At 72.3% G+C, this 16,993-nt stretch carries 20 protein-coding genes; 13 read left to right on the forward strand and 7 right to left on the reverse strand.

Translation table 11 applies throughout. The features are described from left to right. Positions 1-12 precede the first annotated feature (12 nt). Entirely contained in the window at positions 13-1,017 is a 1,005-nt protein-coding gene (locus ACZ4S3_RS09395) for a helix-turn-helix transcriptional regulator (RefSeq protein ID WP_467928967.1), read from the reverse strand. A 189-nt stretch (positions 1,018-1,206) separates the two neighbouring features. Between ACZ4S3_RS09395 and ACZ4S3_RS09400 the strand changes: the two genes are divergently transcribed. From ACZ4S3_RS09400 to ACZ4S3_RS09410, 3 genes are all read left to right on the forward strand, one after another. Continuing rightward, positions 1,207-2,733, forward strand: a complete 1,527-nt coding sequence (locus tag ACZ4S3_RS09400) for an MFS transporter (protein WP_467928968.1) — start codon at positions 1,207-1,209, stop codon at positions 2,731-2,733. A gap of 38 nt (positions 2,734-2,771) precedes the next feature. Beyond that, a complete protein-coding gene (locus tag ACZ4S3_RS09405) occupies positions 2,772-3,935 on the forward strand; it encodes a winged helix DNA-binding domain-containing protein (RefSeq protein WP_467928972.1) in 1,164 nt (387 codons plus the stop codon). Positions 3,936-4,042: 107 nt separating this feature from the next. Continuing rightward, on the forward strand, positions 4,043-5,128 hold the full coding sequence (locus tag ACZ4S3_RS09410) for a magnesium and cobalt transport protein CorA (protein ID WP_467929717.1): 1,086 nt from the start codon (positions 4,043-4,045) through the stop codon (positions 5,126-5,128). Between the two features lie 33 nt (positions 5,129-5,161). Here ACZ4S3_RS09410 and ACZ4S3_RS09415 read toward each other — a convergent pair whose 3' ends face one another. Both ACZ4S3_RS09415 and ACZ4S3_RS09420 read right to left on the reverse strand, forming a co-directional pair. Then, positions 5,162-6,406 carry a CynX/NimT family MFS transporter gene (locus ACZ4S3_RS09415; protein WP_467929719.1) on the reverse strand — a complete coding sequence of 415 codons (1,245 nt, stop codon included), beginning with the start codon at positions 6,404-6,406 and terminating at the stop codon, positions 5,162-5,164. A 40-nt stretch (positions 6,407-6,446) separates the two neighbouring features. After that, positions 6,447-7,169 carry a FadR/GntR family transcriptional regulator gene (locus ACZ4S3_RS09420; RefSeq protein ID WP_467928975.1) on the reverse strand — a complete coding sequence of 241 codons (723 nt, stop codon included), beginning with the start codon at positions 7,167-7,169 and terminating at the stop codon, positions 6,447-6,449. A 142-nt stretch (positions 7,170-7,311) separates the two neighbouring features. Here ACZ4S3_RS09420 and ACZ4S3_RS09425 point away from each other — a divergent pair, with 142 nt between their 5' ends. The 4 genes from ACZ4S3_RS09425 (at position 7,312) to ACZ4S3_RS09440 (ending at position 9,159) form a co-directional block, all read left to right on the forward strand. After that, complete coding sequence (locus ACZ4S3_RS09425) at positions 7,312-7,758, forward strand: FluC/FEX family fluoride channel (protein ID WP_467928979.1); 447 nt, start codon at positions 7,312-7,314, stop codon at positions 7,756-7,758. Next, positions 7,755-8,162, forward strand: coding sequence for a DUF190 domain-containing protein (locus ACZ4S3_RS09430; RefSeq protein ID WP_467928981.1), 408 nt, complete (start codon positions 7,755-7,757; stop codon positions 8,160-8,162). The genes ACZ4S3_RS09425 and ACZ4S3_RS09430 overlap by 4 nt, the downstream gene beginning before the upstream one ends. Next, on the forward strand, positions 8,159-8,533 hold the full coding sequence (crcB, locus tag ACZ4S3_RS09435) for a fluoride efflux transporter CrcB (protein WP_467928985.1): 375 nt from the start codon (positions 8,159-8,161) through the stop codon (positions 8,531-8,533). The genes ACZ4S3_RS09430 and crcB overlap by 4 nt, the downstream gene beginning before the upstream one ends. A 71-nt stretch (positions 8,534-8,604) precedes the next feature. Further along, on the forward strand, positions 8,605-9,159 hold the full coding sequence (locus tag ACZ4S3_RS09440) for a GNAT family N-acetyltransferase (RefSeq protein ID WP_467928990.1): 555 nt from the start codon (positions 8,605-8,607) through the stop codon (positions 9,157-9,159). Positions 9,160-9,386: 227 nt separating this feature from the next. On the opposite strand, the gene snpA is transcribed toward ACZ4S3_RS09440, so the two are convergent. After that, positions 9,387-10,031 (reverse strand): snapalysin, encoded by a 645-nt coding sequence (snpA, locus tag ACZ4S3_RS09445; protein WP_467928992.1) that lies wholly within the window; start codon positions 10,029-10,031, stop codon positions 9,387-9,389. 216 nt (positions 10,032-10,247) lie between these two features. Between snpA and ACZ4S3_RS09450 the strand changes: the two genes are divergently transcribed. Next, the gene (locus ACZ4S3_RS09450) at positions 10,248-11,210 is read left to right on the forward strand and encodes a LysR family transcriptional regulator (RefSeq protein ID WP_467928997.1); all 963 of its coding nucleotides are present in this window, start codon (positions 10,248-10,250) and stop codon (positions 11,208-11,210) included. Positions 11,211-11,274: 64 nt separating this feature from the next. Then, the gene (locus ACZ4S3_RS09455; RefSeq protein ID WP_467929001.1) at positions 11,275-11,922 is read left to right on the forward strand and encodes a S1 RNA-binding domain-containing protein; all 648 of its coding nucleotides are present in this window, start codon (positions 11,275-11,277) and stop codon (positions 11,920-11,922) included. 28 nt (positions 11,923-11,950) lie between these two features. Here the strand turns inward: ACZ4S3_RS09455 and ACZ4S3_RS09460 are convergent, their stop codons facing one another. Further along, the gene (locus tag ACZ4S3_RS09460; protein WP_467929005.1) at positions 11,951-12,871 is read right to left on the reverse strand and encodes a LysR family transcriptional regulator; all 921 of its coding nucleotides are present in this window, start codon (positions 12,869-12,871) and stop codon (positions 11,951-11,953) included. A 94-nt stretch (positions 12,872-12,965) separates the two neighbouring features. Between ACZ4S3_RS09460 and ACZ4S3_RS09465 the strand changes: the two genes are divergently transcribed. Together ACZ4S3_RS09465 and ACZ4S3_RS09470 are read left to right on the forward strand one after the other, a co-directional pair. Continuing rightward, positions 12,966-13,901, forward strand: coding sequence for a DMT family transporter (locus ACZ4S3_RS09465; protein WP_467929007.1), 936 nt, complete (start codon positions 12,966-12,968; stop codon positions 13,899-13,901). Then, a complete protein-coding gene (locus ACZ4S3_RS09470) occupies positions 13,871-14,368 on the forward strand; it encodes a YbaK/EbsC family protein (protein WP_467929009.1) in 498 nt (165 codons plus the stop codon). Before ACZ4S3_RS09465 ends, ACZ4S3_RS09470 begins: the two co-directional genes overlap by 31 nt. A gap of 124 nt (positions 14,369-14,492) precedes the next feature. On the opposite strand, the gene sodN is transcribed toward ACZ4S3_RS09470, so the two are convergent. Continuing rightward, the gene (gene sodN / locus ACZ4S3_RS09475; RefSeq protein WP_129244482.1) at positions 14,493-14,888 is read right to left on the reverse strand and encodes a superoxide dismutase, Ni; all 396 of its coding nucleotides are present in this window, start codon (positions 14,886-14,888) and stop codon (positions 14,493-14,495) included. A 168-nt stretch (positions 14,889-15,056) separates the two neighbouring features. On the opposite strand from sodN, the gene sodX reads away from it, so the two are divergent. Beyond that, the gene (gene sodX / locus ACZ4S3_RS09480) at positions 15,057-15,575 is read left to right on the forward strand and encodes a nickel-type superoxide dismutase maturation protease (protein WP_467929721.1); all 519 of its coding nucleotides are present in this window, start codon (positions 15,057-15,059) and stop codon (positions 15,573-15,575) included. Here sodX and ACZ4S3_RS09485 read toward each other — a convergent pair. Beyond that, positions 15,479-16,108 carry a CGNR zinc finger domain-containing protein gene (locus tag ACZ4S3_RS09485; protein WP_467929015.1) on the reverse strand — a complete coding sequence of 210 codons (630 nt, stop codon included), beginning with the start codon at positions 16,106-16,108 and terminating at the stop codon, positions 15,479-15,481. The genes sodX and ACZ4S3_RS09485 overlap by 97 nt on opposite strands. Before the next feature lie 105 nt (positions 16,109-16,213). On the opposite strand from ACZ4S3_RS09485, the gene ACZ4S3_RS09490 reads away from it, so the two are divergent. Beyond that, positions 16,214-16,975, forward strand: coding sequence for a class I SAM-dependent methyltransferase (locus tag ACZ4S3_RS09490; RefSeq protein ID WP_467929020.1), 762 nt, complete (start codon positions 16,214-16,216; stop codon positions 16,973-16,975). Positions 16,976-16,993: the final 18 nt, after the last annotated feature.

Consider the following 16,993-nt stretch of genomic DNA (forward strand, 5'->3'; position numbering starts at 1 on the left):
AGGGGTATTCCGTCACCCGGCCGATCCGGCCGATCCGGCCGGTTCCCCCGCCTCGCCGCTCCCCGCCCCCCGCAGCGCCCGCTCACCCATCGCGCGCAGATACGTGACCAGCTCCGGCGGCTCATGCACCGTGAACGCGCACCCCAGCATCGCCAGCCGCATCGCCAGCCACTCCAGCGAATCCGGCGCGCTGCGCCACCGGCACGACTCCGCGTCGACCGGCTCCACCTCACCCGCCCGGCCGCCCAGCCGCGCGGCCACCTCCGCCGCCGGCGCGTGGACCGTCGCCACCGCCCGCTGCGGCGCCGGACCCATCCCCTGCATCCGCTCCTTGATGTAGGCCGCCGCATCGGTGGCGGGCAGCTCGCGCGGCGGGGTCCGCACGCCCGTCGCGAACGCCTCGGTCAGCCGGTCCACCCGGAACGTCCGCCAGTCCTCGCGGTCGTTGTCGTACGCGACGAGGTACCAGCGCCGCCCCGCCGCCACCAGCCGGTGCGGTTCCACCAGGCGTTTGGTGTGCTCGCCCGCGCCCGCCCGGTAGCGGAACCGCACCCGCTCGTGGTTGGTGATCGCCGCGGCGAGCACGGTCAGCTGCTCCGGGTCGACGGTCGGGCCGTCGCCGGCCGGCATCGGGACGGTGGCGCTGCCGAGCGTGCCCACCCGCCGCCGCAGCCGGGCCGGGAGTACCTGCTCCAGCTTGGCGAGCGCCCGTACGGACGCCTCCTCGATGCCCGCGATGGCGTGCCCGGCGGCCGAGCGCAGCCCCACCGCGATGGCCACCGCTTCCTCGTCGTCCAGCAGCAGGGGCGGCATGGCCGTACCCGCGGCGAGCCGGTAGCCGCCCACCGCGCCCAGCGTCGCGTGGACGGGATAGCCCAGGTCACGCAGCCGCTCGATGTCGCGCCGGATCGTGCGGGAGGTGACCCCCAGCCGGTCGGCCAGTTCGCTGCCGGGCCATTCGCGGGGGGTCTGGAGCAGGGACAGGAGGTTCAGGAGCCGTGCCGATGTCTCACTCATGCCCTCGATGATGCGGGTGAATGTAGGACCGAGGCTGTCCTATACGCCTTCTAGTGTCGAAGACGTCGCGGGTAAGTCCGCGGCGGACCTGCAGGCGGCCGTCGTAAGCAGGCATCCGCAGACATGCGAAGGCATAGGCGGGCATCCGCAGACATGCGACGGCATACGAAGACCAGGAGAGCGAACGTCATGACCACGACCGTCCCCGCCCCCGCCGAGGCGGCCGTCCCCGCCGACGCGGCCGGAGCCGCCCCCGCGCAGGCGGGTCCCGCAGCCCCCGTGCCCGCCGACCGCAGACGCTGGATCGCGCTCGCCGTCGTCCTGACCGCGAGCTTCATGGACCTCGTCGACGCGACCATCGTGAACATCGCCATCCCGAGCATCCAGAAGGACACCGGCGCCTCTTTCAGCGCCGTTCAGTGGGTCACCGCGGGCTATGCCCTCGCCTTCGCCATCGGACTGATCACCGGCGGCCGCCTCGGCGACATCTACGGCCGCAAGAAGCTCTTTCTGCTCGGCATGGCCGGCTTCACCCTCGCCTCCGCGCTGTGCGGCTTCGCCGCCGGTCCCGGCATGCTGGTCGGCGCGCGGGTGCTGCAGGGCGCGATGGCCGCGCTGATGGTGCCGCAGGTGCTGGCGATCATCCATGTCAGCTTTCCGGCGAACGAGCGCGGCAAGGTCTTCGGGATGTTCGGCGCGGTGATCGGACTCGGCGCGGTCTGCGGCCCGCTGATCGGCGCGCTGCTGACCGAGGGCAACCTCTTCGGCCTGGAATGGCGCCCGATCTTCCTGATCAACCTGCCGGTCGGCGTCGCCGGCATCCTGCTCGGCAGCCGCTTCGTCACCGGGTCCAAGGCCCCGCGCGCACTCCGCCTCGACCTCATCGGCACCGCGCTGGCCACCCTCGGCCTGCTCATGGTCCTCTACCCGCTCACCCAGGGCCGCGAGAACGGCTGGCCGCTGTGGGGCTTCGTCTCGATGGCCGCGAGCCCGCTCGTCCTCGCGCTCTTCGTCCGCTACGAGCGCGCCAAGGCGCGTAAGGACGGCTCGCCGCTGGTCGAACTCTCCCTCTTCTCGATCAAGACCTTCGCGGCCGGCGCCGGCGTACAGCTCACCTTCGGCGCCGTCAGCGGCCTGTTCTTCCTGATCTGGACGCTCCATATGCAGCTCGGTCTGGGCTGGGGCCCGCTGCACGCCGGACTGACCGGGGTGCCGTTCTCGCTCGCCTGCTCGGCCGCGGCCGGGATGTCGGTACAGAAGCTGGTGCCGCGCTTCGGCCGCAAGGTCCTCCAGGCGGGCGCGCTGATCATGCTGTCCGGGGCGCTGCTCTACCTCTGGGAGGCCGGGCACCTGGGCACCGCCCTGCAGTCCTGGCAGATGGTCCCGGCGATGCTGCTGATGGGCGCGGGCATGGGCCTGATCGTCGCCCCGATCACCGACTCCGTGCTCTCCGAGGTGCCCGCCGAGCACTCCGGCTCGGCCTCCGGCATCTTCAACACCACCGGCCAGCTGGGGATGGCGCTGGGCCTCGGCCTGTCGTCGGTGGCCTTCTTCGGGGTCACGGACCGTGCGGGCGGCGGAACCGCGCCGGGCGCCTCCTTCGTCTCGGCCACCGTCAACTCCCTCTGGTGGATCTCGGGCGGCCTGGTCCTCGTCTTCGGTCTGCTGTTCCTGCTGCCGCGCCGGGTGCGAACGCAGGACGCCCCGGCCTCCTGACCGCGCCGTCACCCCTCCCACACAAAGGAGTCATCAGCGTGCCGAGCCCCCTCGCCCTCACCTGGCCCGAGATCAGCGCCCGTCGCCTGGAGCGTGCCGGGCTCGCCGGGGCGCCGATGCCGCCGGACCCCGCGGGGATCGCCGCCGCGATGTGCGGGGCGCACGCCCAGGTGCTGTCCGCCGCCGAGCTCTCGCTCATGCTGCGGACGGACCGGGGCACCCGCACCGCCGTACGCGACGCCCTCTGGAAGGACCGCACCCTGGTCAAGACGCACGGCCCGCGCGGCACGGTGCATCTGCTGCCCGCCGCCGACCTGCCGATGTGGACCGGCGCGCTGTCGGCCGTACCGCCGGGGAACAGCCTCTCCGCCCCGGATGTACGGCTCACCCCCGAGCAGACCGAACGCGTCCTCGCCGCCATCGAGGACGCCCTGGGGGAGGGCGCCGAGCTGACCGTCGACGAGCTGGGCGAGGCGGTCGTCGCCGCCACCGGGCCCTGGGCCGGCGACCTGGTGGTGCCCGCCTTCCAGGCGATGTGGCCGCGCTGGCGGCAGGTCATGCATCTGGCCGGGCAGCGCGGCGCCCTGTGCTTCGGCCCCCATCGCGGCCGCAAGGTCACCTACACCAGCCCCCGGCGCGCCCTGCCCGGCTTCCGCCCGCAGCCCGGCCCGACGGCCCTCGCCGCCCTCCTGCGCCGCTACCTCCACGCCTACGGCCCGGCCACCTCCGCGGACTTCGCCACCTGGTGCGGTGCCCCGCACCGATGGGCGGCGGACCTCTTCGCCTCCCTGGGCGACGGTCTCCAGCGGGTCGACTTCGCCGGCTCCCCCGCCTGGATCCTGGCCGGCGACACCGCGGGCCCCACCACGGACCCCTCCGGCGTCCGCCTCCTGCCCTACTTCGACGCCTACGGCATCGCCTGCCGCCCCCGCCATCTGCTCTTCCCCGGCCGGGCGGCGGAGCGCGCGCTGGCCAGGGGGCAGGCCGGGAACTATCCGGTGCTGCTGATCGACGGAATCGTCGGCGGCGTCTGGCACCAGCGCCGGGCGGGCCGTCGCGTCCATGTCACGGTCGAGCCGCTGGCCCCGCTGACCGCCGGGCAGCGGCGCGCCCTGGAGGCACAGGCGCACCGGGTCGGCGAAGTCCTAGAGGGCACCGCGGAGTTGACGATCGGCACCGTCGCCGTCGGGCCGCACGCCTGACGGGCGCGGCCGCCGACGCCGTCGCAGGGCGCTTCACGCGGGCGTAAAAAGTGGCCCTTCGCCGTACCGTTCCCGGGCCGTCGCCCGCCATACTGGGCTGCGTGTCGATGATCAGCAACCTCCGCAAGGCCGTCCGGCTGCCGCAGCCGCGTACCCGGGGGGTCGACCTCAGCCACCCGGCGCGTTCACCGCTCGGTACCGCCGTGGTGAACTGCGCGGTGTATGTGGACGGCGTGCGGCAGGACGGGAACCACCCGGCCGATGTGGCGATACGCCGGGTCCGCGAATCCGGCAGGGGATTTGTCTGGATTGGGCTTCATGAGCCGTCCGAGAAGGAATTCGCCGGAATTGTCGAGCTGTTCGGACTGCACCCGCTCGCCGTCGAGGACGCGGTCTACGCCCACCAGCGCCCCAAGCTCGAGCACTACGACGACTGCCTCTTCACCGTCTTCAAGACGGTCTGCTATGTCGACCACGACCGGCTCACCGACACCAGCGAGGTGGTGGAAACCGGCGAGATCATGGTCTTCACCGGCGCCGACTTCGTGATCACCGTACGGCACGGCGGACACGGCTCGCTCGGCCCGCTCCGCGAACAACTGGAGTCCGTTCCCGAGCAGTTGGCGCTCGGCCCGTCCGCCGTCCTGCACGCCGTCGCCGACCTCGTCGTCGACGACTACCTCGACGTCACGGCCGCCGTGCAGGTCGACATCGACGACGTCGAGAGCGAGGTCTTCTCCGTGCGGGGCGGCGGCGGGGCCGGCCGGATCTACCAGCTCAAGCGCGAACTGCTGGAACTCAAACGCGCGGTGGCCCCGCTGGACCGCCCGATGCAGGAACTGGCGACCCAGCCGATGGAGCAGGTCGACCCCCGGATCAAAACGTACTTCCGGGACGTGGCCGACCATCTCGACCGGGTCACCGAGCAGATCACCTCGTTCGACGAGCTGCTCAACTCCATACTCCAGGCCCATCTCGCCCAGGTCACCGTCGCCCAGAACGAAGACATGCGCCGGATCAGTGCCTGGGTCGCCATCCTGGCCGTACCGACCATGGTCTGCGGCGTCTACGGCATGAATTTCGAGTACATGCCGGAGAAGCACTGGACGTTCGGCTATCCGCTGGTGATGGCGCTGATCGTGGCGGTCTGCTGGGTGATCCACCGCGGGTTTAAGCGCAACGGCTGGCTCTGACCGGCCTTCCCGCCCCCGGCCGGAAGTGACCGGCTACCGTCCCGCCACGTGCCGGGGCCGCGCCGCGCCCCACCCCGCCGCGAGCTGCGGGAGCAGCAGGGCCAGCAGGACGGCCAGGGGGACGGTCCAGCTGCCCGAGAGGTCGTGGACGGCGCCCAGGACGGCGGGGCCGGTGGCGGCCAGGATGTAGCCGAAGCACTGGGCCATGCTGGAGAGCTGGGCGGTGTGCCGGGCGTCCGGGGCACGCTGGACGATGAACAGCAGCGCCAGGCTGATCGCCGCGCCCTGGCCCAGGCCCAGCAGCGTCATCCATGCGTAGGCGCCGCCGACCGGCGCGATCAGCATCCCCGCGAAGCCCGTGGCGCACAGCACCGCACCCAGCACCGCCAGTACCCCGGCGCGCAGCCGGCGGCCGACGATGACGGGGGAGAGGAACGAGCCGGCGATGCCCAGGAGGGAGGAGAAGGAGAGCATCCAGCCGGCGTCGCCCGCGCTCATCCCGGCGTCCTCGAGGATCGTCGGCAGCCAGGCGGCGGCCGCGTAGTAACTCAGCGACTGCAGGCCCATGTAGCCGGTGACCTGCCAGGCCAGCGGGTCGCGCCACAGGCCGCGTACCGGGTGTGCCGCCTGCCGCGCCGCGGCCGCCGACACCCGCGTACGGGAGCGCACCTGCGGCAGCCAGACGATCAGCGCGACGACCGCGAGGGCGCCCCAACAGGCCAGTGTGGACTGCCAGTTGAGTCCGGCGGCCTGCTGCATGGGGACGGTGATCCCGGCCGCGAGCGCGGCGCCGCCGAACAGCGACATGGAGTACAGACCGGTCATCAGCCCGGCGCGGGCCGGAAAGTCCCGCTTGATCAGGCCGGGCAGCAGGACGTTGGCGACGGCGATGCCCGCGCCGATCACGATCGTCCCGGCGAACAGCGCGACCACCGAGTCCAGCAGCCGCAGCCCGGTGCCCGCGCCGATCAGCGCCATGGTGCCGAGCAGCGACCGCTCCATCCCCAGCCGCCGCCCCAGCCGCGGCGCGACCGGCGCCAGCAGCCCGAAACAGAGCAGCGGCAGCGCGGTGAGCAGGCTCGTGGCCGCGGCCGACATCCCGCTGTCGTCGCGGATGGTCCCGGCGAGCGGCGATACGGCGACCAGCGCGGGGCGCAGGTTCAGGGCCAGCAGGACCACGCCGATGCCGAGGTGGAGGGCGCGGCGGCCGGTCACGCCCGGGGCGGCGGGCGCGGTGGCGGGGCCCGGCTCCGGGGCGGCCGCCGCCTGGGCAGTCATCGGCCGGGTGGCTATCGGCTCGGTGGCCATGGGTCCTTCGTCAGGCATCTGTGCCGTCTCCTGAGATCTTCCGGCCGGTCCCGCGCAGGGCGTCCATGGCCTCGGTGAGGTGCGCCAGCGCCGCCTGCTCGGCGGCCTGGGCGTCCCGGGCCTCGATGGCATCGACGATGGCCGTGTGCGCGTCGAGCTGGTGGCGTACCGCATCGGGCAGCGGCGTACCGACCACCGCCTGCAGCGTCGCGCGCAGGGCATCGCTGAGGTGCTCGTACAGCTCGGCCAGCACAGTGTTGTGGGCGGCGGCGGCCACCGCGCGGTGAAAGCGCACGTCGGCGTCGATGAAGGCCGCCACATCGCCGCTGTCCCACGCCCGGCCACGCTCGGCCAGCGCGCCGCGCAGCGCGGCGAGGTCCTCGTCGGTGCGGCGCAGCGCGGCATAGCGGGCGGCATCGCGCTCCAGGGAGGCGCGCACCTCGTACGCCTCCAGATGCTCGGCCCGCCGCAGCCGCCGCTGGACGGCCGCGCCGAAGTCGCTGCTGGCGCGGACGTAGGTGCCGTCGCCCTGCCGCGGCTCCAGCATCCCGGTGTGGACGAGGGCGCGCACCGCCTCACGGACGGTGTTGCGGCCGACATCCAGCTGCTCCACCAGGACGGGCTCGGCGGGGATCTTGGCACCGACCTGCCACTCGCCCTCGGCGATCAGCCGTTCCATCTGCTCGATGACCAGGTCCACCAGGCTGGTGCGGGCGGTGCTGCGCAGCGGCATGGGGCGCCGTGCCTCCCTCTCGTACGTCCATCGGCGGGTCCGTCGACTCCACCCATATTCCACCGGTGATGGGAACATCCCATGTTTCGCGTTGTCAAACGGCGAGGGTTAGCCTGAGGACGCCGATGATCTCGGGAGACACATGGACATGCGAGCCCGCCGGGCGGCGCCCTGGCAGGGCCAGTGGCCGGTGATCGGCGCGGTGGCGGCGGGCGGCGGGATCGGTGCCGCGGCGCGCTACGGCGCCTCGCTGATCTGGCCGACGGCCGCCGGCGCCTTCCCCTGGACGACCCTGGCCGTCAATGTCGTCGGCTGCGCGCTGATGGGCGTCCTGATGGTGCTGATCACCGAGCTGTGGTCGCCGCACCGGCTGGTGCGCCCGTTCCTGGGCACCGGCATCCTCGGCGGCTTCACCACGTTCTCGACCTACGTGGTGGACATCCAGCGCCTGGTGGACGCCCGGCGGGCGGCGCTGGGGACGGCCTATCTGGCGGCCACTCTCCTCGCCGCGCTGGCGGCCGTATCGGGCGCGGTGGTCCTGACCCGCGGATTTCTCGCACTCCTCGGACGAAGGCGGCGGTCGGTATGACACGGCTCAGCGGTCCGGCGCTCCGCCTCACGGTGATCGTCGGCGAACACCAGGTATGGCACCACAAGCCGCTGTACGCGGAGATCGTGCACCGTGCGCACGCGGCCGGGCTGGCCGGCGCGAGCGTCTTCCGCGGCATCGAGGGCTATGGCGCCTCGTCCGTCATCCACACCCAGCGGCTGCTGTCCCTGAGCGAGGACCTGCCGGTCGCGGTCGTGGCCGTCGACACGGAGGAGCGGGTACGGGGCTTCCTTGCGCAGCTGGCCGAACTGGTGGCGGGCCAGGGCCTGGTGACCGTCGACCGGTGCGAGGTGTTCGCGCCCGATGACCCGGTCGGCGCGGACGGCGCGGGCAGCGGCGACGGCGACGGCGATGGCGGCACGGCGGCGGGCGGGCGCGGGTGAACTGGCTGCTGGTGCTGGCCGGCGCGGCGGTCGGGGCGCCGCTGCGCTTTCTCACCGACCGCTTCGTACAGGCCCGGCACGACAGCGTCTTCCCATGGGGGACGTTCGCCGTCAATGTCATCGGTTCGCTGATCCTGGGCCTGCTGACCGGCGCGGCCACGGCCGGCGCCGCCTCCTCGCACGCCCAGCTCCTCCTCGGCACCGGGCTGTGCGGCGCCCTGACGACGTACTCGACCTTCTCCTACGAGACGCTCCGGCTGGCGGCGGACGGGGCGCGGGGCTACGCCGCGGCCAATGCGGCGGCGAGCGTGGTGGCCGGGCTGGGTGCCGCGTTCGCGGGGGTGGCCTGCGCGCGGGCACTGTGGGGCTGACCCGGTACTTTCCCATGATTTGCGGGTACCCTCCGCGTATCCGGCGTGATCGGCGGAACGGGGGAGGGACCGTGGCAGAGGTGTTCCTGCGGCGTCTGACCAGGTGGCAGGCGGAGACCCAGCGGGAGTCGGTCGCCGATCTGTATGTCGCGGCGTACCACGATCCGCCCGTCGGCGAGGCCCTGGACCGGGAGGAATTCCTGCGGCGGTTCGCCGGACACGATGTCCAGCGCCCCGGCTTCGAGATGGTCATCGGCAGCGATCCGGTGCTGGCCGGCTGCTGCTACGGCTACTCCGCCGACCGTGAGGGCGACTGGTGCCGGGAGTACGCCGGCCTCGGTGAGCCGCCCCAGGAGCTGAGCGAACCGGCCGCGGCGGGGCGGCTGTTCCTGATCGCGGGGCTGATGGTGCTGGCCGCGTACCGGCGCGCCCGGGTCGCCACCCGTCTCCAGGAGACGCTGCTGATGCGCAGCAATGCCGCGCTGGCCCTGGCCCTGATCGCGGCGGACAACGCACCGGCCAAGGCCGCGTTCCGGTCCTGGGGCTGGCGGCCGATGGATGCCTGGCCGCGGCCGGCCGGCGGCGCCGCGCCGCAACGGGAGGCCTGGACCCGCCCGTTGCCGTGACCGCGGTGCCGGCACGGAGAAAAGCGGTGGGGCCCGGGAAGTGGAGCCCCACCGCTCGCGAACGCGTGGGAGGAACGCGCACGCTTGCCGGCGCCGCCATTGCCGCCGGCGCTGCCCGCGTTCCCGGCGCCGCCAGAAGTCCGAGGGCCGGCCGCCAGGTACCGGCCCTCGAACAGCCACGCCGCAGTCGTGGCCTCAGCCGCTGTCGCAGCTGGTCAGGGGGTGGCTCAGCCGGTCAGGCCGTTGGCCCAGAGCTGGTCCACCTGCGCGCGCTCGTTCTGGTCCGGCTGGGTGTTCTGGCAGGACGTGCCGGGCCCGCCACCGGACATCAGCTCGCTGCACGGGCCCTCGTAGTGGTCCGGCAGACCGAGCACATGGCCGGTCTCGTGCGCCGCGACGCGGGTGGAGTTGTACTCCTGGTTCTGCTTGTAGTCCAGGAAGACAAAGCCCTTCCCGTGACCGTCGGTGCTGGCGTACGAGCCGCGCGGGTCGTCGCCCTCGCGGTACTGGAAGTCGCCGCCGCTGCCTTCCTGCAGCTTCACGTTCTGCACGGCGCCGTTCCATATGGACGCGCTCTCGGATATCTGGCTCTTGAACGTCGGGGCCGCGCTGGCGTCGTAGGTCACGGTGACCGACTTCATACCCGGGTGCGCCTTCATCTTCGCCTTGGCCGACTTCATGACGGCCTGGAAGAACGCCTTGGTGTCGGCCTTCTCGGCAGCCGAGCCGGTGTACGCGGCGATGGAGGCCCGCGTGCTCTGGTGGGAGGAGGCGTGCGAGGGGGAAACTGCCGAGACCGGAGCGGCGGCCGCGAGTGCGGCGGCGAGGCCCAGGCCGAGCGCTGCCGACAGCGCCGTCTTGGGAGATCTCATGTGGGGGGCTCCTTAATTTCCGAGGGCCGCGGTCGCCGTGTGGGGCGGCGACCGGGGCCCTGCGGATTTCTTGGTGCCGTTGAGTCTGGACGGAGTTCACCCGTGCAGCGGAGATGCTAAGTGGCGATAGCACCAGGCAATACCCCCGAAAAAAGAGCGAGTTCGGGTAGGTTTGAGAGGCTGGTGTGACCGTTCCCGACGTTTTATGCTCCGCACGTGGAGCTCGAGGTAAGGCATCTTCGCGCGTTGTGCGCCATCGCCGACTCCGGCAGCGTACGCAAGGCGGCCCGGCAGTTGGGGATGACCCAGCCTTCCTTGACGACACAGCTACGACGTATCGAGAAGGCCCTCGGCGGCCAGCTGTTCTTCCGCGAACCGACCGGCAGCCGCCCCACGCCACTGGGGCATTCCGTGCTGTGCCGGGCCCGCCCGATAGTGGCCGAAATGCGCGCACTGGTCGACGAAATCGCGAACGCGTCGGTACGCGAACGGGGTGCGCGACTGCACATCGGCAGCACCAACAGCCGCGCCGTCGCCGGCTGGCTGCGCCGCCTGCGCGTCCGCCTCCCGGAGACGGACACGACGATAAGGACCGATGTCTCCGCCAATGCCCTGCTGCACATGGTCGCGATGGGCCAGCTCGACGTCGCGTTCGTGCACGAGGTCGAGGGCGCGCCGCTACGGGTTCCCGACGGCCTGGTCGAGCATGAACTGATCGCCCGCGAACCGCAGTTCATCGCCCTGTCCGACACCCATCCCGCGGCCGCCCGCACCGTCGTCCATGTGCGGGACCTGGCCGACGACCAGTGGATGGTCGACCCGTCGGTCGACGGCGAATGGGCGGGCCTGCGCCGCATCTGGACCGCCGCCGGGGTCAACCCCCGGGTGGTGCACGGCGATTACCTCACCGCCGTCGACCTGGTCACGGCCGGCGAGGTGGTCACCCCCTGCCAGCCCACCGCCCGCTCCCGCCCCGGCATGGCCGTCCGCCCGCTGCACGGCGACCCGCTGGCCGTCCGCCTCTTCATGGCCTGCCGCCCCGACGGCACCCCGGCCGCCCCCGCCGACGCCCTCTTCGCCGACCTGACCTCCTCCTATATGGAGATCGCCTGGGCCAGCGAGGCCTACCGCGACTGGCTCGTGCGGCATGACGGCCCGCTGCCGGTAGCCGCGACGTAGGCGGTGCGCCCCCGAGGAGTCCCGCGCACCCCGTCTTCCCGGCCCGCAAGGAAGGACCGCCCCCGTGCCGCCGCCCCACGTCCACCGCACCACCCCGCACCGCCCACCCGGCCGCGACGAACCCGCCGCTGGAGCGCCCGACCCGCAACGCCCCGCCGACGACACCTTCTGGTCCCGCCTGGCCTGGCTCCTGACCTCCGGCGGCGCCCTCACCCTGGAGGAGCACCCCGCCGGCACCGCCCCCCGCCGGCACCGCCTCACCGCCGCCACCCTCGACACGGTGCGCGCCGCCCTCGCTCCGCGCGCCGGACTGACCGTCCTGCGGGGCGGGCAACGGCTGCTGACCGCGGTCCTCCCCGACAGCGACGGCGTCCTCAGGGCCCGTTGGCGGCCCGAACCGGCACCGGAGGACGCCCGCTGGGCCGCGCTCCGTACCCTGCGCCGCGGTGAGATCCGTACCGGCGTGGTCTCCCGTATCGCCCCCTTCGGCGCGTTCGTGGACCTCGGTGGCCTCGACGGGCTGATCCGCATCCCGGAGATCTCCTGGCGGCACATCGATCACCCCGGCGACGTCCTCGAGGTGGGCCAGGAGGTCACGGCGAAGATCATCGACGTCGACCGGGTGCGGGAACAGGTCTCACTGTCGCTGAAGGACGCCGGGACGGAGGCCGGGACCGGGACACGGGCCGGGGTGCCGTCCGGGAGTTCCTGACCGGGCTGCGCACGGCCGTCCGCGCCGGCTAGGAGGGCGGCGTCCCGCCGGCCGGCCCCTGGATGGTCGCGGCAGCGTTCCGCAGCTCGGTGAGGACCGTGCGGACGGCTCTGCGCGCGGTGCGCTCGGGGCGCTGGAGCACGTCGATGTGCCGGCGGGCGGGTACGCCGCTGAGCGGCTTGAGGACCACCGCGGGGTGGGGGCGTGTGGTCCAGCGGGGCATCAGGGCGAGTCCGCCGCCGGCGGCGACGGCCTCGGCGACCACGGAGAATTCGTTGATGCGGTGCCTGATGTCGAGCCGGCGGTTCGCGGCGGTGGCGATGGCCTCGATGGTGGCCATCAGCGGGAAGCCGTCGTGGACGGTGATCCAGGGCTGGTCGGCGACATCGCGGGGCGTCAGGCAGCGTGTGCCCGCCAGCGGGTGACCGGCCGCCATGGCGACGTCGAGCGGTTCGTGCAGCAGCGGGGTGACGGTCACGGTGTGCGGCCACGGCGGAGCGTGGTCGAGACGGTGCGCCAGGACGAGGTCGTAATCCCGGGTCAGCCGCGGGAAGTGATCCTGCGCGACGTCCTCGCCGGCGAGCGTGAGCCGCGGACATCCCGGCGCGGCGAGGGCGCGGAGCAGGAGCGGGTAGAACGTTGCGGCCGCGCTGTGGAAGGCGGCCACCGACACCTTGCCGTCCGGTGTGCCGACGAACGCGTCCACCGCGTGCCGCGCGCGGGCCAGGGCGGTCTCCACCTCGATCGCCGCGCCGGCCAGGGCCTGCCCGGCAGCGGTGAGCACCAGCCGTCGTCCGTCGCGTTCGGTGAGCGGTACGGGGACCGAGCGCTGCAGCAGCCGCAGCTGCTGGGAGATCGCCGAGGGTGTCACCAGCAGCGCCTCGGCGACCGCGGTGACACTGCCCAGCTCGCCCAGCTCACGCAGAACCCGCAACTGCCGCTCGTCCATGCCCCGAGTGTAGGTGCGTAGTGTAGGCAAGCTAAAAGGTCGTTTGAGAAACTGGTACTTGGCTTCAAGATCATGCTGGGGCACCGTGAGGGCCGTGCCCGATTCCCGCCGTACCGACCTGGTACTTCTGCTCGTCGCGATCGTCTGGGGTTCCAGCTATCTGGCGGCGAAGACAGCGACCTCCGTCCTCCCGGTCCTGGTCGTCCTGTTCCTCCGCTACGTCCTCTCCGCCCTTGCCTGTGCCGCCGTCATCGCCGTCATCGCCGGCCGCCGAGGGGCGGGCCGCACCACCCGTGCGGAGATCCGGACCGGGTCGCTCCTGGGGGTCACCCAGGCGGCCGTCCTCGTTCTGGAGACCTACGGCGTCGCGCACACCAGTGCCGCCAACGCCGGCTTGATCATCAGCCTGACCATCGTGCTCACCCCGCTGCTGGACCGCACCGGCCGCCGCGGCGGGCCGCCGCCACGGTTCTTCGCCGCCGCAGGCGTGTGCGCCCTGGCTGTCGCGCTGCTCGTGTCCGGCAGCGGCCTGCGCACTCCAGGGGCCGGCGACCTGCTGATGCTCGCCGCCGCAGTGGTACGGGCGGTGCACGTCGCGCTCGTCGGACGGCTCACCGCGGGCCGCGCGCTGCGGCCGCTGCATCTGACGGCCGTACAGACGGTCGTCGGCTCGGCGCTGTTCCTGGTGCCCGCCGTGAGCGGTCTGCCGGTCCTGGTCCACGCCGGTGCCGCGGCGTGGACCCAGCTGATCTATCTCGCCCTGTTCTGCAGCGTGTTCGCGTTCCTCGCCCAGACCTGGGCCGTCCAGCGCACCTCGGCCAGCCGGGCCAGCCTTCTGCTGGGCACCGAACCGGTCTGGGCGGTCGCGGCCGGCATCGGCCTCGGCGGCGAACGGCTCACCGTCCTGAGCGCCCTTGGCGCGGCGCTGATGGTCGCGGGGACCTACTGGGGCCAGTCCATCGAACGCACCCACCGCAACGCCGTGAAAGAGAGCACCGCATGCCGCATCACGACACCTACCAGCGCCTGATCGCCCTGCTCGACACCGCCGCCACCGCCTACCGGCTCATCGACCACGAGCCCGAAGGCACCACCGAGACCGTCAGCGCGCTCCGCGGACACCCGCTGTCCCAGGCGGCGAAATGCCTCATCCTGAGGGTCAAACTCGACCGGCGGACCACTCGTTACGTCCTCGCGGTCGTGCCCGGTGACCGGCGGGTGGACCTCGAAGCGGTCCGCGCGGTGTTCGCCGCCCGCTATGTCGGATTCTGTGACGCGGCCACCGCCGAGCGACTGGCCCGCGCCATCCCCGGTACCGTGCTCCCCTTCAGCTTCGATCCCGACCTCGAACCGGTCGCGGACCCGGACGTCCTCGCCCAGCCACAGCTCTACTTCAACGCCGCCCGTCTCGACCGCTCGCTGGTCATCTCCGGCAGCGACTACGCCCGGCTCGCCCTGCCACGGGTGGCCCGCATCGCCGGTCCGGCCCTGGTGTGACACCGCCCGGAGCGCCGTCACCGCACCGGGCTCCCGAAACGAAGACCGCACCCGTCCGACACCACCGTCACCGAGGACGGGCGGTGCCGGACCGGGTGCGGGCAGGCCGGGCGGAAGACCTGGGTCAGGCCTTCTTCGTCTCCCAGAAGATCCGGTCGATCTCGGCGATGAGCTCCAGGGCCTTCTCGCCGGTCTTCGGGTCGTTGGAGCCCTTGGCGGCGCTGAGGGCCTTGAGGGTGTCGTTGACCAGCTGGTGCAGCTGCGGGTACTTCTCGAAGTGCGGGGGCTTGAAGTAGTCGCTCCACAGCACCGAGACGTGGTGCTTGGCCAGCTCGGCGCGCTGCTCCTTGATCAGGACGGCGCGGGTGCGGAAGTCCGCGTCCTCGTTTGCCTGGTACTTCTCCTGGACGGCCTTGACCGACTCGGCCTCGATACGGGCCTGAGCCGGGTCGTAAACACCGCAGGGCAGGTCGCAGTGGGCGCTGACCTTGACCTTGGGGGCGAACAGGCGGGAGAGCATGTGCAGTCCTTCCTCGTGATCGTCTTCTCAGGTGCGAGATTACTCGGTGCGGGAAGGCTTTTCGCGGGTGGCCCGGGGGTCTTAGGGCAAAAGTCCAGTGCCAGGGTGGGACTGATGGAGGATGGACCGGTGAGCGGGTCTGACCGGGGCTGGACCGGGAGGTACGGGATGCCGGAGCGGGTGCATGAGCGCGGGCCGGAGCGGGAGCGGGAGCCTCGCTCATCGGCTGAAGAACACGGGGGGTCCCCCCAAGGCGGCGCCGGGGAGACGGGTGGCGGGGGCGGCGGGCCGCTGCGGGCGTTCGGGCTCGCCGAGGTCTACAACCCGTCGATGGTGCCGACGCTGCTGCCGGGGGACCAGTTGGTGGTGCAGTACGGCGCGGTGGTGCGGCCCGGTGACGTGGTGGTGCTGCGGCATCCGTTCCGGCAGGATCTGCTGATCGTCAAGCGGGCCGTGGAGCGCAGGGACGGCGGGTGGTGGGTGCAGGGCGATAATCCGTATGTCGCCAACGACAGCCGGGAATTCGGGGCGGTTCCGGATGAACTGGTCATCGCCCGCGCCTGGGTGCGGCTGCGGTCGCCGCGCGGGATTCAGCGGTCGCCGCGTGCGGTGCTCTCCTGGGCCTTCTCGGCGGTGCGGCCGGTGCGGGCGGACCGTTCGCTCTCCAGGCGCTTGCGGGCGCGGTAGGCGGCGACGTTGGCGCGCGTGGCGCAGCGGTCGGAGCAGTAGCGCCGGGAGCGGTTGGTCGAGGTGTCGAGGTAGGCGTTGCGGCACGGCCGCGCCTCGCAGATGCCCAGCCGGTCGACGCCGAGATCGGTGAGGTGGAACGCCAGGCCCATGCAGGCGGTGGCGGTGTAGCTCGCGGTGGCGTTGGCGGCGTGGTCGGCGATGTGCATGTGCCAGTCGGGACGGCCGTTGTCGTCGCGGTATTCGTGGCCGGAGATCTGCGGGCTGACCGGGAACTCCATCATGAGCGCGTTGAGCAGGTCCACGGCCAGTACCTCGTCGCCGGTGTCGGCGGCCTCGAAGACGGCGCGCAGCCGGGCGCGGACCGCGCGCAGCCGGGTCACGTCGCTGTCCGTCGCGCGCCGGGCGCTCTGCTGGGCGGGGCCGAAGAGTTCGCGTACCGCCTCGACCGTGGTGAGGGTGTCGCCACCGCGCTCGGGCTGCTCCGTGTTGACCAGTCGCACGGCGAAGTCCGAGTAATAGGCCAGTTCCACTTGTAGTCCTTACGAGGTGGGAATAAGGTGCGGTTGCGCGCCGTTCGTAATAGGCGGTGCTGCCGTGTGGCTATTACCAGGGTAGTACGGGCTGGAAGGGTTGCGATGACCGAGACCATGACCGGGGCCGACTGGCAGGCCTGGCAGACGAGTTGGGACCGGCAGCAGGAGTGGTACCTGCCCGACCGCGAGGAGCGGTTCCGGGTCATGCTCGACATGGTGGAGGCACTGGTGGGACCCGCCCCCCGGGTGCTGGACCTCGCCTGCGGTACGGGCAGTATCTCCGACCGGCTGCTGAAGCGGTTCCCGGATGCCGAAAGTGTGGGGGTGGACCTGGATCCCGCGCTGCTGGCCATCGCGGAAGGGTACTTCGCGGGCGAGCACCGGGTCCGCTTCGTACGGGCCGATCTCAAGGACCCGCGGTGGACGGCGAAACTGCCGCACGACTCCTACGACGCGGTGCTGACGGCCACGGCGCTGCACTGGCTGCACACCGAGCCCCTGCAAGAGCTGTACGGGCAGCTCGGCACCCTGGTGCGGGACGGCGGGGTGTTCATGAACGCCGACCACATGCCGGACGGGACCACCCCGCGGATCAACGACGCCGAGCGGGCCTTCCGGCATGCGCGGATGAACCGGGCCAAGGAGGCCGGAGCGGTCGACTGGGCCCAGTGGTGGCAGCTGGCCGCCGCCGACCCGCGGCTGGCCGGGCCGACCGCCGAGCGCTTCGAGATCTACGGCGAGCACGCGGACGGGGACACACCGTCCGTGCAGTGGCACGCCGGGGCCCTGCGTGCCGCGGGCTTCGCGGAGGCGCGGGCGGTGTGGGCGTCGCCCACGGATGCGCTGGTGCTGGGCCTGAAGTAGGACCCGGACGCACCGCTG

The sequence above is a fragment of the Streptomyces sp. NPDC028368 genome (assembly GCF_055565615.1).

What these genes read in the sequence shown, in the direction of transcription:
- ACZ4S3_RS09395 (WP_467928967.1), bottom strand. Translation starts at nt 1,017, where the DNA reads ATGAGTGAGACATCGGCACGGCTCCTGAACCTCCTGTCCCTGCTCCAG.
- ACZ4S3_RS09400 (WP_467928968.1), top strand. Translation starts at nt 1,207, where the DNA reads ATGACCACGACCGTCCCCGCCCCCGCCGAGGCGGCCGTCCCCGCCGAC.
- ACZ4S3_RS09410 (WP_467929717.1), top strand. Translation starts at nt 4,043, where the DNA reads ATGATCAGCAACCTCCGCAAGGCCGTCCGGCTGCCGCAGCCGCGTACC.
- ACZ4S3_RS09415 (WP_467929719.1), bottom strand. Translation starts at nt 6,406, where the DNA reads ATGACTGCCCAGGCGGCGGCCGCCCCGGAGCCGGGCCCCGCCACCGCG.
- ACZ4S3_RS09420 (WP_467928975.1), bottom strand. Translation starts at nt 7,169, where the DNA reads ATGCCGCTGCGCAGCACCGCCCGCACCAGCCTGGTGGACCTGGTCATC.
- ACZ4S3_RS09425 (WP_467928979.1), top strand. Translation starts at nt 7,312, where the DNA reads ATGGACATGCGAGCCCGCCGGGCGGCGCCCTGGCAGGGCCAGTGGCCG.
- ACZ4S3_RS09430 (WP_467928981.1), top strand. Translation starts at nt 7,755, where the DNA reads ATGACACGGCTCAGCGGTCCGGCGCTCCGCCTCACGGTGATCGTCGGC.
- snpA (WP_467928992.1), bottom strand. Translation starts at nt 10,031, where the DNA reads ATGAGATCTCCCAAGACGGCGCTGTCGGCAGCGCTCGGCCTGGGCCTC.
- ACZ4S3_RS09460 (WP_467929005.1), bottom strand. Translation starts at nt 12,871, where the DNA reads ATGGACGAGCGGCAGTTGCGGGTTCTGCGTGAGCTGGGCGAGCTGGGC.
- ACZ4S3_RS09470 (WP_467929009.1), top strand. Translation starts at nt 13,871, where the DNA reads ATGCCGCATCACGACACCTACCAGCGCCTGATCGCCCTGCTCGACACC.
- sodN (WP_129244482.1), bottom strand. Translation starts at nt 14,888, where the DNA reads ATGCTCTCCCGCCTGTTCGCCCCCAAGGTCAAGGTCAGCGCCCACTGC.
- sodX (WP_467929721.1), top strand. Translation starts at nt 15,057, where the DNA reads ATGCCGGAGCGGGTGCATGAGCGCGGGCCGGAGCGGGAGCGGGAGCCT.
- ACZ4S3_RS09490 (WP_467929020.1), top strand. Translation starts at nt 16,214, where the DNA reads ATGACCGAGACCATGACCGGGGCCGACTGGCAGGCCTGGCAGACGAGT.